This is a genomic window from Halalkalibacter sp. AB-rgal2, from assembly GCF_041821005.1.
GTDB lineage: Bacteria > Bacillota > Bacilli > Bacillales > Bacillaceae_D > Halalkalibacter.
The window spans coordinates 35,846-52,464 of record NZ_JBGUAV010000030.1; the positions used below are offsets into that span (position 1 = coordinate 35,846).

Sequence of the window (16,619 nt, forward strand, 5' to 3'; positions counted from 1 at the left end):
CCTTTATGATGTTTCATGCATTTGACCATCTTCATCCTTTTGTTTAGGTAATTGAATCGTAACAATCACACCACCTTGATCACGGTTCTTAACAGAAACATTCGCCTCATCACCATAATACACATCCAGCCTCTCACGAACATTTCTTATGCCATATCCCCCAGTAGGTAACCTTTCATGCTTTACCGGCTTATTTACAAGCCCTATTCCATTATCTACAATTTGTATGGTAATATGGTGGTCGTGCTCTTGAATATCGATAGTAATGTAGCCTTTTCGACCATCTTGAAAACCGTGAATAATCGCATTCTCAACAAATGGTTGAAGCGTTAATTTTGGTATTAAGTAGAAACGGACTTGGTCACTCACATTCATTTCATAATCTAGTCGATCTTCTAGTTGAATTTTTTGCAGTTGTAAATAATAATCCAAATAACTTAATTCATTTTCAATTGTAATTATACTAGCCCCTTTTGAAAGACCTATCCTTAACATCTTTCCTAATAATTCGAGCATTTTGCTCATGTCATGATCGCCACGCTCCATCGCTATCCAATTCAATTGGTCTAACGTATTATAGAGAAAATGCGGATTAATATTTGCTTGAAGCGCTTTAATTTCAGCCTCGCGTTGCCTTTTATTTTGTTCATCCAATGATTCGTAAAGAATTTTAGAGCGATTCATCAAATCTTGAAAGCCATTAAACAACTGCCCAAATTCATTTTTATAATCTTTCGGTAATCTTGGGATTGGCTGGGTCACTTCATAACGTTTCATTACATTAGCTAAGTGTAAGATTGGCTTCGTAAAGCTCCTAGTTAACAATAGTGTATAAACTAACGCTATGAGTAATGCAACGACACCAATTAAAATCAAAAATTTCATCATTTCTCTACTTGGCGCAATAATTTGTTCGTATGGAGTCGTTTCCATAAGTGTCCAATTAACAGGTTTGATCGAAGTAGCTACAATATATTGGCCATCATGCCTGATTTGAAATGTTACTTCACCTTCATCGATTTGTTCCTTCGCTTTTTCTAGTTTTGAGTAAACCTTTTCATCTAGTGAGATCTCACTTGTACTCGCTAATATTACTCCATTCTGATCTAATAGAGAGATTGGTTCTCCTTCACTATAACCAAACAACCAGCCTTGAACGGTATATGGATCTAAATTAATGATTATGACAGATTGAAGTTCCCCTCGAGATGTATTAATTTTTCGGCCATAGCTTATAACAGAGGTTTCGCCACCTACCATCTCAACTTGTCTTGGCCCTAACCATGCTGAACTAATATCTTGAATATGCGTGTACCAACTTTCTTCTTCTATTACACTCAAATCATGGTATCGTACAGGGTATTGAATATTATCTATAGGTGGTGACGTTAAATAAATTTCGATTGAATGAATAGCTGGAATACTATAAATAATATTTGAAAAATCCTGTGTTACTGGTGAAGTTGAACTTGTAAACCAATGCTGATCCGCTATCATATCACGAAAGTTTTTTTGCCGTGATAGAACGACAGAATAATCCTCAAACGTCCCTATTTTACTAGTTAAATCATCACTCATTAATTTCAGTTGGCTTTCTTGATACTCATTTGTTGTTTGCAAAAGTCCTGATACAGAATACTGATAACTGACGTAAATAATAATGAACAGTAATAGAAGAATGAATAAGAAGAAGCTCCCAAACAATAATTGACGAATTCGGTATTTTTTTAATAACATCGAGCTATTCCCCCAGCCCAAAAGCACCAATCATAGATTTAAACGATTATATAGTCATAGTAACAAAAATCATTATACGTATATTGTGATACAGCTAATAATTCACCTGTTCTTGTTGTTGTCCTTGCCTTTCCTCCATTTTTGCAAAGGCATTTAAAGAAACAACGCAGACGAGTGAAATGACAAGACTAGCGCCATAGAAAATGAGTAATCCTGGGAATGCATAAATCAAAACTGTTATGATCGCCATCCCAAATAAGAGAAAAAGACAATAATGCACATGTGCAATTCCGATCATTAAAGAATAATGAAGGCATTTCTTTAAAGGGATATCGTAATGTACGTATACAGGGAATATAAATAGAGCCATTACGAAAAGTAGCACAGCAAAAATTGACACGACTACACCAAAGAACGTCAATTCAAACCCTGTCATAAATGCAAGCATTTGTGTGCTCACAAACAATGTCATCACACCTAAAAGCAGCAATAACCCAATCATATTAGCCTTCCAAAAATCTTTTTTGTAATGATATATAAATCTATTCATTAAAGAAGAGTCTTCTTCATGCAACAACCGACGACGTAAAACAGCAAACATCGCAACTGTCGCAGGAGCCCACCCGAATACACCTAACCCTAAAATCGTAAATAGGATCCATAAGGCATTTAATAGAGCCAGCCTCATTAACCATTCAAAGAACGTATTAAATCCACTTGAAAACCCTGAAAAGTTCATAGACTAGCAACTCCTCGCTTTTAATATTGTAATCGCTTACAGTATAGTATACTGGATATTGTCGATTATACAAAGATAAAAAATGTTAAATTACTATAAAAAAACAACAGACCTAACAATAGTCTGTTGTTTAAGATTCTATTAATTTATATTTCGGTGCTTTAGAAGTGAAGCAAAAAATACAAGAGCAAGACCTTGCCCCCAGCCTTGGACACGCTTATCTGGGACATCTTTGTAGCCTTGTGCATCATTCATAACAGCCGTACCCGCAGATACATTCAATACTGATCCATCTTCCTTAACCTTCTGTAATAGACCATCAATTGATTTCTGAATATATTTATTATAAAGCTTCCCTCTCACTAACAAAGACGCTGCAATCCCTGCACTTCCAGAAACCTCATACGGTGAAGTAGGGTCTTGGACAATCGTATGCCATAATCCGTTATCTGCTTGTAAACGAACGAGCGCGCTTTGTTGATCTCGAAGCGATCCGTCAATAATCATATAAGAAGGGTGCTGAACTTCAACAAGTTCAAGAGCTCTTGCCATCGTAATAGCAGCCCAACTATTCCCTCTCGCCCAAAAAATACTCGACATGTTGTTTCCAGCTATATGATCCCATCCGTGATAATATAGGTCTGTATCATCTGATTGTAAAAATTTCTCATGACCATGATACTGTTTTAATCCAAACTCAAAATAATCGTTTCGATCTAACAATTTCCCAATTCGCAACAGGAAGTAGCCGGCCATAAACATCGTATCCACCCATGCTTGCTCAGGGAATTGATATTTCTCACCATTTACAGTATGCTGCAAAATACTATCATCAAAACGTTCTGCATCGTTTACAAGGTATTCAGCCATTTCAGTAGCTACCTCTAAATACTTATCTTCCTTTTTCACCTCGTATAATGTCAATAAAATATGACCGATCGACGATGCATTGACCGTTAATTTAGGAAGACCATCCTCTAACTCTTCATCAATCCACTCTTTAACTAAATCAATATATTTTTCTTCTCCCGTTACTTCATATGCTTCCGTTACTCCATAGAAAGCCACTCCACCAGGCCAATCCCAACTAAAATCCATTTTAAACGTCCGATCAACGATTCTGTCAATAACCTCTACTACTTGCTGTTCATCAAAACTTAATTGTGGCATTCTATCCCCTCCTCATAAACATCTTACTAAGGTGGATGAATCTTTCGTTTAAAGGTCCAACCACCCTCCGTTTCTCCTATTACCCTTCCAACCTGCATACATCTCTCTTTATTTCAAGCCTGTCGTCGCTATTCCTTGAACTAAATACTTCTGGAAAAAAGCGAATAAAATAAATTGTGGAACTAATGATAGGGAGGACATGGCAAGTAAAGGTCCCCAGTTTGTATTACCATCGGTATCCATAAAATTCCGCAATCCGATTGTGACCGTATGCAAATCAGCACTATTTAAATAAATTAATGGAGCTAAGAAATCATCCCAAGTCCACATAAAGGCAAATAGCGCAACTGTAACGAGCGCAGGTTTAAGCAACGGCAAAATAATTCTCCAGAAAACACCAAATGTTGAGCAGCCATCGACAATTGCCGCTTCATCTAATTCTCTTGGAATACCACGGATAAACTGAATTAAAAGGAATATAAAAAATGGTGTTCCTCCCAAAAAGGCTGGTACAATAAGCGGATAAAAGGTATTAACCCATCCAATATTATGAAACATCACGTATTGTGGAATCAACGTTACTTGTACTGGTAACATAATCGTCCCCATCAAACAAGCAAATAAAATTCCTTTGAATTTAAAGTTCAGTCTCGCAAATCCATAAGCAACGATACTACTAGAGCATATAGCACCAACTACAACAAGCGATGTGACAATCGCTGAGTTTCGAAAGAACACATCAAACCCTGTACGTCCGAATCCTTCCCATCCTATAGGATAGTTTTCCCACATAAATACGCTAGGAAGAAGCGAAATAGCATTGTTAAAAATTTCCTCTGCTGGTTTTAATGAGCTTGCAAACATCCACAAAATTGGATAGATCATTAGAAAGCCAAAAGCAGTGACAAAGACATAATAGATGACATCTTTTAGAAGACGCTTATTTTCCATGATTAACGCCCTCCTTCCGATTCATAATAAACCCAATATTTAGACGTTTTAAATAAAATTAACGTAATAATCCCGATCACAACTAACAAAATCCAGGCCATTGCAGATGCATAACCCATACGTAAATATTCAAATGCTACTTCATATAGGTACAATGCATAAAACAAGGTTGAATCCATTGGACCACCGTTTGTGATGAGATACGCTTGTGTAAATGTCATGAACCCACCAATCGTTTGCATCACTAAGTTAAAGAATATAACAGGTGTTAACATTGGAAGTGTTATTTTCCAAAAACGAACAAATGAATTAGCTCCATCGACACTCGCTGCCTCATAAAGCTCTTGTGGAATTTGTCTTAAGCCTGCTAAGAAAATAATTAAAGGTGAACCAAATTGCCAAACAACAAGTATAATAAGCACAGATAACGCTGTATCTGGATTACCGATCCAGTTTGTTCCTGCAAAACCTAACGATTGTACAAACTCATTGATTGCCCCATTACGTCCAAATAATTGTCTCCAAACGACCGCAATAGCTACACTTCCTCCGATGATCGAAGGTATATAATAAATCGTTGTAAACAACCCTGTCCCTTTTCGACCAGTATTAAATAGCAACGCGAGCAAAAGGGCAAAAATTAATTTTAACGGAACTGAAACAAATACAAAAATAAATGTCACTTCCATTGATGTACGGAAACGCGGATCACTTGTTAGAACGTTAATGTAATTTTGAATGCCAATCCAATCTGGACTTGAAAGTAAATCATAATTAGTGAATGATAAATAGAGAGAAACGATCATTGGTCCTAAAATTAAAACAATAAACCCGATTAACCAAGGAGAAATAATCGCATAACCTGTTAATGTGTTTTTTAAAGCTTTCCTTTTTTCTAGTTTTTTTGTATGCTCGGCCAGCTCATTTGAGCTTAGCTCCGCCTTTGTTACCTCTTCAGGCTTAGCCATGATCGCTCATACCTCCTCTTCTAAGAAAAGGGAGAGCTCAAAAAGGAACGAGCCCTCCCCCACTTCCTTTAATTCAATACATTCTCAGCTTCTTGCATAAATTGTACAGCTGCTTCCTCAGGTGTAATTCGATCGTATTTCAATGTTTCGATAACACGTAAGAATGAACCACGAACCTCAGTTTCACCTGGAGGAGATAATGGGTCTGCAGGGCTTGTATAATCAGCTACAAGCTCTAAGAACTCAAATGTCTCTTGTACTGGTCCATCAACCATTGGCGCTAAGTGATCACGTACTGCTGAAGAAATCGGCACACCCCGATCAGCTTGTAAAATCTCATTTGCTTCTAAACTATTTGTAAAGAAGTCAATAAATAACGCTGCAGCTTCTTGCTCCTGAGAATGTGTAGCAATTGAAAAAGACATACTTGGACGAATCCAATTTCCGTGTTGTCCTCCATCGAGAGATGGTAATATCGTTAACCCTAATTCATTATCAGTAGTTTGAGAAACACCGATGATTTGATTACTTGCAGCCATCTGCATAGCGGCTGAATTGTCAGCTAACATCGCATTTCCACCATCAATATAATCCATCGTAATATCATGTGATGGTGCTGCACCTTCATTAACCATATCTTGTATTAGTGTAAAGAAATCGACTAACACGTCTTCCTCAAACCCAAGTCCAGTACCTTCTTCATTGAAGACAGATTGTCCATGCTGACGCGCATAAGTAAAGAACATTTCAAATTCTGCATTCGCTAAGTCAAATCCATAAAAATCTCCATCAGCGTTTTCTACCATTTCTAGCATTGCATCAACCATTTCTTCATACGTATAACCAGGATCAAGTGTAATCCCATGTTCTTCAAACATATCACGATTGTAAATCGTCGCTAGTGCGTTGGCACCTAGAGAAACCGCTAACACTCGATCACCATCATGATTAATCTCTTGGTAAACCTCATCGACGTCATCTAAATTAATTGTTCCATCTTCAATAAATGGAGCTAGATCGACTAATAAATCACGACTAATATACTCATTTAATTGCGAGTTGTCCATATTAATAACGTCAGGTAAGTTAGAACCAGCCGCTTGTGTATTTAATCTCTCCCAATACCCGTCCCAGCCCGTATACTCAGGCTCTACCGTAATATGAGGATACTCTTCTTCAAATAAATCAATCGCTTCAAGTGTCATATCGTGGCGTTCTTGTCCACCCCACCAAGCAACTCGAATCGTCACATCTCCTTGATCACCGTCATTTGTTGCTGAATCATCGCCGTCATCTGCTGGCGTTTCCTCTGCACCGTCATCACCAGCATCATCGCCACCAGTGTCAGAGCTACATCCAACGACAACAAGTAACATAGCCAAGATCATTAGCAATAGGAATTTCGACATTTTCATCTTCATTTTTGTTACCCCCTATTTCAAATTTGTAAGTGCTTACATTTACTATTATAGAGTTTTCGTTTTCGAGATGATAGATAACAAACGTTAAATATATTTTGAAAATCAACAAAGTTTAGGAACAATAATGACCGTTTTAAAAACTCACATTAAGAATAACTTCTTAATGTTTGGTCGCATTACGACACATTCCTCCTTTCATAAATATAAAAAGTCGACAAAGATTTGCACTTTGACGACTCTTCTTATCTCTTACATAATGGTAGTTATCATGACAAATGACTTGATACATCCAATTCAAATAACAGCTTCTCTCGTCTAGCGCTGCTATAAACAAATATAACATTTGCTTTTGTCTCAACGACCGGTGCTTCTTCCCAGCTATATTCGGTTGATTTTGGTTCCCCATACACGGCATTAATAAATATACTGTTTCCTTTGTCACATTGTGCTATTGCAGTTGGAATAACGGTACGTGAATGGATCACATTCGTATTAGAATGAGGATGCACAAGTTTTGTGTGACCATTTCCACTCAAATGTTTGATCCCGCTCAATCCTAATGTCGTTTTGGCTAATACCTCATTTCGACTTTCTTCAATAGCTAGCTGTTCTTTCCCATAAGGCTCAAATGGTTTTCCTAATGCAAAACCACCATCGGCGACATCTAAATCCCGATTACTATTAATAACATGAATACGAACGTGCCAAGGTGCTCCTACAACGAGCCATGTTTTTATGACAACATCGTCCCAAGGCTTCCATTTCGTATAGATATAATTTTCTTCAAGCTCCCATTCTTCACTCTTTCTTTTTACACGATAAAGGTTATCTCTTTCACTTACTGCAAGCATCGAGTCAAATGCCCCTTGCTCTAATCCCCATTCAGCTCTCGGTACACTAAATCCAAAGTAGTTAGAATACACAAATTTTTCATATTTAGCAGAAGTATGTGTATGTTCATTTGTTGAGTGATGACCACTATTAAAGGCTAATACGTGACCTACTTCATCCTGGCGACAAATCGTTAAATGTGCGGATCTTTGTAATAATGTTTGCTTTAAACTTGGAAGAGATTGTTCCTCAGCCTTCCAAAAGAGATGATCATGATCAAGTGCTAAAATTAAAAAGGCTTTCAAGCCCCAATACGGAGAGCCTGGAGAATTGTAGTTCTCCGCCATAATTAAGTTCGGGTACGTATATCCAATACTTAACGTACCATCTGCAAGTAAAATCGCTTGATCTAACCACCACCGTATGTGCCTAAGGATGATTCCTTTCATCACACTAATCGAAAAAGCATCGACCTCTGCAAAGACCATAGCACTCCAAAACGACACCTGAGCAAATCGATATGTTAAGCTACGACCATAAGGTAGGGCAGAGCCGTCATTTGAAAACCAATGAATGAAATCTTTTGCAAATAAACGAGCTCTTTCTTTATACTTATGTGAACGTGTAGGATCTTCCTTCTCCATCAATTTCGCATAGAGCAAACAATAATAATGAATGGCAAATGAAGTATAATAGTCACAATGACCACCGACACCATCGGAATACCAGCCATTATGAAGATAATAGTCTTCTATTCGGTCTAAATGCCGCTCCATCTGGTCTTCGTCATACGATACTCCAATCCTTTTCAAACCAAGATTTACGACAACTAAAAAGAGAAGCCAATTACAATCATGAGCTTTATAAGAATGGATTTGTGAAAGCCAATTCACAAGGTTTCTTTTTTCCTCCTTATTTAATGGATCGTATAATTTTTCTGGTGCAATCGCTAATGTTAAACCATAAGCGGCCATCTCTACAATTTTTTGATCGTAATCAGTCAAACATCCCCAGAATTCCTCATGATCAGGGTTTGTGCCATTTTTAACACCTTGGAGAATAGAATCCCAATGCTCATACTCTCCACCTCCAGCTACTAAAGGAGCAATTCCCCACAATGGCCTTGAAAACCCTTCCATAAATGCTGTTGATTGAGAATAACTTGCGCTCGTGTTTCCTATATGAACATGCGCAAAGGCTGGACTGCTTTTCTCCATTAAAGGCTCGCATAATTGCTTGACTGCTTGTTGGATATCAGCTCTTGTTTTAAGTGAGTTATCATGGATGTCTAAAGGGAATTTTCTCATTTAATCATTCCTTTCGTTTATGTAATATAGAAACTTATTAACTATGAAACCCATTTCATTTATTCAATCTTATAAGATTGAACATTCTAACGTCAACTAGTTTTGTCATTTTTTAAAAAGCTAATAATATGTTAGGAAATGTTGGCTTCATTGTACCATTTCATTTAAACTATATGAGATGGCTTAATTGGAAGGTGGAAGTATAAATTGAAGGTTCAATGGGAAAATGTTGTTGCAATCGGAATCGGGGCAGCAATTGGGACAATAAGTCGATACGGGCTAAACTTATTCACATTGGAGACAGGCTATCCTTTTGGAACGCTTATTGAAAATCTATTCGGAAGCTTTCTTTTAGGTTTTTTAACGGCGTGGTTCTTACTTTTTATCCCAAAGGAATGGGTTAAGCTCGGGTTAGGAGTTGGCTTGTGTGGCGGTTTTACAACGATGTCAACATTAGCAGCAGATGCAACATTTCTTTCTACTACTTTTACTGCTTTTGATGCGATCATTTACATATTTGGTTCAATGGTAGGAGGTATCCTATTTGCCCTACTCGGATTCGAACTAGCAAGAAGAGTTTCCGGTAAATGGATTCGATTTAAAAAGCATGAGGTGAACGGCGGATGAACTTGATTTTATTAGCCATTGGTGGCGCATTAGGAGCTATTTCACGTTATTTAGTAGGTTTATACATGATGGAGCGCTTTCCGAATCCCCCTGTCCCGATTGCTATGTTGTTTGTAAATGTACTCGGATCTTTTAGTCTTGGATGCTTCTTTTCATTGTATTTTAAACAAGTACCAATCGGTGCCTATGAGGACCCTTATTACCTTTTTTTCGGAATCGGTTACTTTGGTGCTTTTACAACCTTTTCTACATATAGTGTTGAAGCGATGCAATTATTTAAGCAAAAGAAATGGAAGGAATTTGGGTTTTATGTTTCAATGAGTATTTTCGGCTCCATCCTCTTTTTCCTTATTGGGTTTACAATATTTCGTCTTTGAGGCTTGGATATCTTACTCCTATCCTTGCCTCAAACTTCTTTACCCTAAGACTGCCTCAATCCACTCTTTCATCATTAGCATGTCGCCTAATGAATTCATATGTACACCATCAGTTGTTAATGGCTGTTCATTTTGTGCTTCTAAATAAGTAACAAACGCTTGGTGAGTACGGACGACGATTGCTTCAAACTCCTCAGCAACTTCATGGACAACTTGAACATAGGCTTTTAACAGTTGATTGCCTTTTGCTAGTAAGTCTTCTTCAATTATGGTTGGCTCCATTAAGATGATCGTCGCATTGGTGTTTTCTTTTACTTCCTCTAGAATTCTGATATAAATTTCTTTATATTGATCAGGAAATACTTGCTCCATTTCAGGATGATCAAGCTGTCGCCACACATCATTAACTCCTATTGATACAGAAAGATAATCAGGATTGAGATCAATCACATCTACTTTCCATCGAGCCTCTAAATCCGATATTCGATTCCCACTTACACCTTTATTCAATACGTGAAGGGATTTATTAGGATTCGTAATATGTAAATAATCTCTTATTAACCTTACATATCCCCACCCAATCATTTCATTATCCTCTTTTCGGCCTGAATCTGTGATACTGTCACCAATAAATAATATACGGTCTTTATTATTAAATTGCATACTCCTCCTCCTCAATCTATAACGCTACATACTTACGATCATTAGCATAATCGGAACGGTGACGATACTTAATACCGTTGTTACCAATGTACTAAATGAAACAAGGTCTGGCTCCGTGTCAAATTGTAAGGCAAACATGGTCGTATTTGCTGCTGAAGGCATCGCTGCTAATACAATAAGTATACTTGCTAATGGTTGATCAATTGGCAATAATAAAATAATTCCATAAGCAACGACAGGAGAAATAATCGTTCTCATCACAATGATGAAGCTCAATTCCTTCATAGCTACTTGCTTACGTTTGATTAGTGCCAACTGCATGCCAAGTACAATCATGATCGTAGGTATCGTTGCATCTGCAATCATATCAATGGATTGATACAATTGAATTGGGATATTTAATTGCATCAATTGGCATGCTAAACCGAGTAATGCACCATAAATTAATGGCATACGTATGACTTTAATAAAAGCTTGCTTCATCGTATTTCCTTCGCGGCTCCCTCTAGCTGCATAATATAATCCGATTGTACTCATTAGAAAAGATTGAATGACCATCATGATAACCGCATAGTCAAATCCAACCGTTCCATATGCAAACAATATAATAGGGACTCCATAATTCCCACTATTCATAAATACTCCAGTAAGAACCATAGCTGATACTTGAGATTCGCTCGATTTCATGATCTTCCCTGCAACAAAGGAAACAACAATTAATCCAAGACAAAGAAGTAAGCAAAAGGCGAAAATATAAAAATAGTTGATCGTTACAGGATTCATATAAAAGGTACGAAAAGCTAAAAACGGTGACATTAAATAAATCGCTAGTACAGATATCGGTTTCGGATCAAATCCAATCATCTTTTGTCCAAGAAATCCAACAGCAAATATTAAAAAAGCAGGTAATACAATTAATAAAAAACTCATTCAAAGGACCCCTATACTAAGTAACTCAATACGTTGTTTATTATAACTCAAATTCCCCCACTAAAAAAAGAGGAGACTATATTTGAATCATAAGCCTCCTCTTTCCTACGAAGGTCACAGAAAAAGTTTATTTTTTACTTATATTGTGACCTCTGATTTTCACCTTCATCAGTGACTTCCATTTTTAGCGTTCTAATTGTTTAAATAACGCATCATATGCGTTGGATGTCTTATCCCAAAGCTGTTCTGGTTCTTGATCTTCAGGGATTTGAGTGAGAACTTCTTGCGTTATAGAACCTTGGTAACCGATAGACTGTAGTTGTTTTAAAAATTCAACAAGATTGATAACCCCTTCCCCAGGGTATAAACGATCATTATCTAACACTTCTGATACAGGAATACTTTTTGCGTCATTTATATGAACATGGACAATTTTCTCCACATCGAGCTGATTTAATTCGGCAAAATCAATCCCAGTTGTGTAACAATGATAAGCATCAATTAACAAGCCAACATTCGCCTTACCTATCGCTTCAATTAAATCGATTGTTTCAGACATCGTCCAAATAAATGGATATTTCCACGCAGTACGAAGATGGTGAGGGCCAACAAATTCTAATCCAAGTTTCATATCGTACTCATTTAAGATAACTGCACACGTACGAAAACGTCGAACCGCTCTAGCCATAAATGCTGCTGGTGGATAATCAGTAGACGGTAATATATACGTTACACATGAGCGGCAACCTAAGGCCGACGCAACTTCAGCTTCTCGAATAAATGGCTCTAAACCTGTTTTAAACTCCTCTTCCTCACGTCTCCACTCTACTGATAATCCAATTGCTCCGATTTGAATGTTATACTTTCTTAAAAACGCTCGTGCTTCTTCTAACCCAATTTGTTCAACCCAGCAAACGAGCTCATTTCCACTCGTATCAACTGATTCAAATCCATACTTAGACGCGTTTATAATAAATTCTTCAATTGTTCCAACATCGCCTAAACCAGCATTGGTGACTCCTTTTAACATATTATTCACCTTCAATATCCCAATTTAATTGCACTTCACGTCCGGTTTGAGAAGACTCATAAATTGCACTTAAAATTAAATTATTCGTATAGCCTGTTAATGCATTAGAAATCGGTTCTTTTCCTTCACGAATACATTCAAGAAAATGTTGGCTTAAACGAAGTCGCTCCCCTTCTTCTTCTTCCGCTGCTTCTAAATCGACGTCAATTGTCTCATCAAACCTTTCAGTTAGAAACTTACCCTTATTCCCACGAATCGACGCTCCACCTTCACTTCCTAATACATGAACAAATGGTTGACTATCTGTATCCATATGAACAGCCCAACTTACATCTAATGTAAGAGTACTACCATCCTCCATTTTAATAAAGGCAGATGCTAAATCCTCTACATCATACGTTCCATCCCAATTCGGCTTCCCCCATGTACCAATTCCTTTCTTTCTTGGACCGAACTCAGCATAGGTCGAACCGAATACCGAAATTGGTTTAGGATTGCCCATCAAATACAAAGACAGATCTAATAAGTGCACACCGATGTCAATAAGTGGACCTCCACCAGATTCATTCTTCTGTGTGAACCACGTTCCCCACCCTGGTATTCCTTTACGTCTAAACCAGCCTGCTTTCGCATGGTAGATCGATCCCAGTTCACCACGATTAATTTGATCCTTCACTTGTAGAGCAATCGATTCCCATCTCATTTGGTGAGGAATCATGACTACTTTACCTGTTTGACGTTGAGTAAGTAGGATTTCTTTTGCATCACGTTCATTAATCGCCATTGGCTTCTCTAACATGACATGCTTACCTGCTTTTAATGCCTGGATTGCAAGAGAAGCATGATATTTATTTGGAACGGCTACAATGATTGCGTCTAAGTCCTCATCGGCAATTAATTCCTCTGCTGTTTCATAAACACTCTCAATCCCATACTCCTCAGCCCTTGATTGAGCCATTGGGAGAAAGACATCAGTAATCGCTTTCAATTCAACCTCTTGTTTAAGTCGATCGAATACGCGTAAGTGAACATTGCCAATATTCCCTGCTCCAATTACGCCTAATGTTAATTTAGTTGTCATTATAATAAACCTCCTTAATATCATTCTACTACTTATTTTAATATGAACCTAGAAAGAAGTCTCGTTATTTTTTTCACTTATCTTTTTTACAATAACTAATGATTACATTTCATTTAATGCAAATGATTTCTTCTCCATTTCCTCCACGAACACCCAATCACCCTTTACCTTAAGTACATATATTGATACTGAAATCAGGTTAAAGGAGGCTAATAACATGAGTCATTATGGCGGTGGGTTTGCGCTACTAGTCGTATTGTTCATTTTACTTGTTATTGTTGGAGCAGCTTATATTTGCTAAGGTCTTCAATAATAAGTTAGGGATGAGCGTTATAAGTTCATCCCTTTTAACGTTTATTTAGTCCAATTTGGTTCATATGTGTAAATCGTTTCTCCACCATGCTGAGCATTCCCTCGAAAGTTAATCGCATCTTCCTGCTTAACTAATACTTCACGAAATTGTAAAAAATCCGCTCGCTTAACCCGATATTGTGTCAATTCTTTACTACGTAATTGCTCCAAAATCACTTTCGCCTCATTTTCTTCCATGTTCATCCCCATTTCATTAAGAAAGTGAATCCAATGTTTCTTCAGCAGCCTTATAGGCAAGCTGCAAATCATCCGCTACAGCCTTATAGGTTATGCTACCACCAGCTACGTTTAAACCTAATAATAGTGCACCGTTTCGAAGCACAGCATCTCTTATTCCTAGTTTTGCAATTTGTAAAATGTAAGGAAGTGTTACATTCGTCAAGGCAATTGTTGATGTTCGTGGAACAGCACCAGGCATATTGGCAACTGCATAATGAACAACTCCATGTTTCGTATAAGTTGGTTGATCATGAGTTGTAACCTTATCAATGGTTTCAAATATTCCACCTTGATCAATGGCAACATCGACAATAACAGAACCATCTCTCATCGCTTTAATCATCTCTTCACTGACGAGTTTCGGTGCTTTAGCTCCTGGTATTAAGACTGCGCCAATAACTAAATCAGACTTAGCAACATACTCTGCTATATTTAATGGATTAGACATCATTGTTTGGACTTTGTAACCAAATAAATCATCTAGCTCTCTTAACCGATTCGGATTTAAGTCAATAATCGTCACATTTGCACCTAAGCCTATAGCTATTTTCGCTGCATTTGTCCCTACAATTCCGCCTCCGATAATCGTTACAGTCCCTCTACTTACACCAGGGACGCCAGAGAGTAATATGCCTGTTCCGCCTTTAGGCTTCTCTAGAAACTGTGCACCTACTTGTGTTGCCATACGTCCAGCTACTTCACTCATCGGTGTTAATAAAGGAAGTGTATTTCCAATTTGAACCGTTTCATATGCAATCGCAATGACGCCACTTTTCATAAGTTCTTCTGCCAATTCACGAACGGCGGCCAAATGTAAATATGTAAATAAAATAAGACCTTGACGAAAATATTGATATTCAGAAGGGAGAGGTTCTTTAACCTTGACAATCATCTCAGCTCGTCTCCAAACTGTCTCTGCTTCATTCATTAATTCTGCTCCAACATCTTCATAATACTGATCAAAAAAGCCACTTCCCTCACCTGCTCCTTGTTCGACCAAAACACGATGACCTAATTGAATTAAGGTAGAGACACTGGCTGGTGTCATCGCAACACGATTCTCATTGTTTTTCACCTCTCGAGGAACTCCAATAATCATTTGTCACCCTCCTATACATTTTTTCTTATATAGTATGAACGATCATGACATAATTATTGTACAAAATCGAGAATTAAACGTAGCGCAATAGCTTCAAAGCAAACATAAGGACCGTAATAATCATCAATACAAGGCTAGCTCGTCTTAACTTACTAACATCATCATAAGATTTCAAGGCTGAATGCTGTTCGATTTGTTCTAGAACAAGCCTAACATATTTCGCTGTGATCCCTAAATAAGCACTTAATACGAGCCATACAACTAAAACAGCCAAGAACCAAAAATTAAGCCAACTAGTAGCTAAATAAACTCCCGTCAACAACGAAACAATGACTCCGATATGTGCAATAAATAAGATCGGCTTATAAAAACGCAATAGCCTTTGTAAAGCTACTACATTTCTTTCTAATAAGCTCCCTTTAATAAGCCAAACGAACGGAATTAATAAAAAGAAAAATAAGGAAAAAACTAAATGAATTCCATAAAAAATGATCTCTAGCATTACTCTCACCCCAGATACTCATCATATCAAATATTCACGAAATCGAACAGGATTCAGTCGCAAAGAATATCAATCATATGATAGGATAGGATGGAAGATAAGTTGAGGTGAATAAGATGCCTAATGAAGGATTCATGTGGTTTATTGTTGGTTGGACTGTCTTTTTAATAACCATTATGTTTATCGGCGGATACTTCATGTTTCGGAAATTCCTGAAACGTTTGCCGAAAGAAGATGGAAAGTCAATATTAGACTGGCAAGACTATTATATCGAACAAACACTCCATTTATGGAATGACGAACAGAAGGAATTACTAAATGATTTAGTAGAGCCTGTACCTGAATTATTCCGCGATGTTGCAAAAGGAAAGATTGCAGGAAAAATTGGTGAATTAGCACTAAAAGATCAAATTGACGTCTTAACCGAAGATTATATTATTAAAGGTTACATTATCGCCACACCAAAACGAGACCATAAGTTTCTTATCAAGAAATTAAAGGAAAGAAAGATTGATATGACACCGTACAAAGAATTATTAGAAAGCTCATGATCACAGAAACAATGAAAGACACCATTTCTCAGTGAAATGGTGTC

18 protein-coding genes are annotated in these 16,619 nt (G+C 37.4%); 4 read left to right on the plus strand and 14 right to left on the minus strand.

The features are described from left to right. Positions 1 to 3: 3 nt before the first annotated feature. From ACERJO_RS18180 to ACERJO_RS18210, 7 genes are all read right to left on the minus strand, one after another. Positions 4 to 1,737 carry a sensor histidine kinase gene (locus ACERJO_RS18180; RefSeq protein ID WP_247105340.1) on the minus strand — a complete coding sequence of 578 codons (1,734 nt, stop codon included), beginning with the start codon at positions 1,735 to 1,737 and terminating at the stop codon, positions 4 to 6. Positions 1,738 to 1,831: 94 nt separating this feature from the next. Beyond that, positions 1,832 to 2,476: a YesL family protein gene (locus ACERJO_RS18185; RefSeq protein ID WP_373648431.1), complete on the minus strand. Its 645-nt coding sequence runs from the start codon at positions 2,474 to 2,476 to the stop codon at positions 1,832 to 1,834. 141 nt (positions 2,477 to 2,617) lie between these two features. Then, positions 2,618 to 3,646 carry a glycoside hydrolase family 88/105 protein gene (locus ACERJO_RS18190; RefSeq protein ID WP_373648432.1) on the minus strand — a complete coding sequence of 343 codons (1,029 nt, stop codon included), beginning with the start codon at positions 3,644 to 3,646 and terminating at the stop codon, positions 2,618 to 2,620. A 108-nt stretch (positions 3,647 to 3,754) separates the two neighbouring features. Further along, positions 3,755 to 4,597, minus strand: coding sequence for a carbohydrate ABC transporter permease (locus tag ACERJO_RS18195; protein ID WP_247105337.1), 843 nt, complete (start codon positions 4,595 to 4,597; stop codon positions 3,755 to 3,757). 2 nt (positions 4,598 to 4,599) lie between these two features. Then, entirely contained in the window at positions 4,600 to 5,565 is a 966-nt protein-coding gene (locus ACERJO_RS18200; protein ID WP_247105336.1) for a carbohydrate ABC transporter permease, read from the minus strand. A gap of 68 nt (positions 5,566 to 5,633) precedes the next feature. After that, complete coding sequence (locus ACERJO_RS18205; protein WP_247105335.1) at positions 5,634 to 6,986, minus strand: ABC transporter substrate-binding protein; 1,353 nt, start codon at positions 6,984 to 6,986, stop codon at positions 5,634 to 5,636. A gap of 266 nt (positions 6,987 to 7,252) precedes the next feature. After that, positions 7,253 to 9,124, minus strand: a complete 1,872-nt coding sequence (locus ACERJO_RS18210) for a DUF2264 domain-containing protein (protein ID WP_373648433.1) — start codon at positions 9,122 to 9,124, stop codon at positions 7,253 to 7,255. Positions 9,125 to 9,331: 207 nt separating this feature from the next. On the opposite strand from ACERJO_RS18210, the gene ACERJO_RS18215 reads away from it, so the two are divergent. Beyond that, positions 9,332 to 9,751, plus strand: coding sequence for a fluoride efflux transporter FluC (locus tag ACERJO_RS18215; protein ID WP_247105333.1), 420 nt, complete (start codon positions 9,332 to 9,334; stop codon positions 9,749 to 9,751). After that, entirely contained in the window at positions 9,748 to 10,128 is a 381-nt protein-coding gene (gene crcB, locus ACERJO_RS18220; protein ID WP_247105332.1) for a fluoride efflux transporter CrcB, read from the plus strand. Before ACERJO_RS18215 ends, crcB begins: the two co-directional genes overlap by 4 nt. Before the next feature lie 39 nt (positions 10,129 to 10,167). On the opposite strand, the gene ACERJO_RS18225 is transcribed toward crcB, so the two are convergent. The 4 genes from ACERJO_RS18225 to ACERJO_RS18240 all read right to left on the minus strand — a co-directional run bounded on the left by ACERJO_RS18225 (position 10,168) and on the right by ACERJO_RS18240 (position 13,832). After that, positions 10,168 to 10,791: an SGNH/GDSL hydrolase family protein gene (locus ACERJO_RS18225; RefSeq protein ID WP_373648434.1), complete on the minus strand. Its 624-nt coding sequence runs from the start codon at positions 10,789 to 10,791 to the stop codon at positions 10,168 to 10,170. A 24-nt stretch (positions 10,792 to 10,815) separates the two neighbouring features. Next, entirely contained in the window at positions 10,816 to 11,721 is a 906-nt protein-coding gene (locus ACERJO_RS18230; RefSeq protein ID WP_247105330.1) for an AEC family transporter, read from the minus strand. A gap of 184 nt (positions 11,722 to 11,905) precedes the next feature. Further along, positions 11,906 to 12,751, minus strand: a complete 846-nt coding sequence (locus ACERJO_RS18235; protein ID WP_247105329.1) for a sugar phosphate isomerase/epimerase family protein — start codon at positions 12,749 to 12,751, stop codon at positions 11,906 to 11,908. Between the two features lies 1 nt (position 12,752). After that, positions 12,753 to 13,832, minus strand: coding sequence for a Gfo/Idh/MocA family protein (locus tag ACERJO_RS18240; RefSeq protein WP_247105328.1), 1,080 nt, complete (start codon positions 13,830 to 13,832; stop codon positions 12,753 to 12,755). Positions 13,833 to 14,049: 217 nt separating this feature from the next. Here ACERJO_RS18240 and ACERJO_RS18245 point away from each other — a divergent pair, with 217 nt between their 5' ends. Then, a complete protein-coding gene (locus ACERJO_RS18245) occupies positions 14,050 to 14,133 on the plus strand; it encodes a YjcZ family sporulation protein (protein ID WP_035343904.1) in 84 nt (27 codons plus the stop codon). A 53-nt stretch (positions 14,134 to 14,186) separates the two neighbouring features. On the opposite strand, the gene ACERJO_RS18250 is transcribed toward ACERJO_RS18245, so the two are convergent. The 3 genes from ACERJO_RS18250 to ACERJO_RS18260 all read right to left on the minus strand — a co-directional run bounded on the left by ACERJO_RS18250 (position 14,187) and on the right by ACERJO_RS18260 (position 16,024). Then, complete coding sequence (locus tag ACERJO_RS18250; RefSeq protein ID WP_373648435.1) at positions 14,187 to 14,381, minus strand: hypothetical protein; 195 nt, start codon at positions 14,379 to 14,381, stop codon at positions 14,187 to 14,189. Between the two features lie 16 nt (positions 14,382 to 14,397). Beyond that, entirely contained in the window at positions 14,398 to 15,522 is a 1,125-nt protein-coding gene (ald, locus tag ACERJO_RS18255; protein WP_373648436.1) for an alanine dehydrogenase, read from the minus strand. A gap of 73 nt (positions 15,523 to 15,595) precedes the next feature. Then, positions 15,596 to 16,024, minus strand: a complete 429-nt coding sequence (locus ACERJO_RS18260; protein ID WP_373648437.1) for a hypothetical protein — start codon at positions 16,022 to 16,024, stop codon at positions 15,596 to 15,598. 116 nt (positions 16,025 to 16,140) lie between these two features. Between ACERJO_RS18260 and ACERJO_RS18265 the strand changes: the two genes are divergently transcribed. Beyond that, complete coding sequence (locus ACERJO_RS18265; RefSeq protein ID WP_247105325.1) at positions 16,141 to 16,575, plus strand: DUF2621 domain-containing protein; 435 nt, start codon at positions 16,141 to 16,143, stop codon at positions 16,573 to 16,575. Positions 16,576 to 16,619 lie beyond the last annotated feature (44 nt).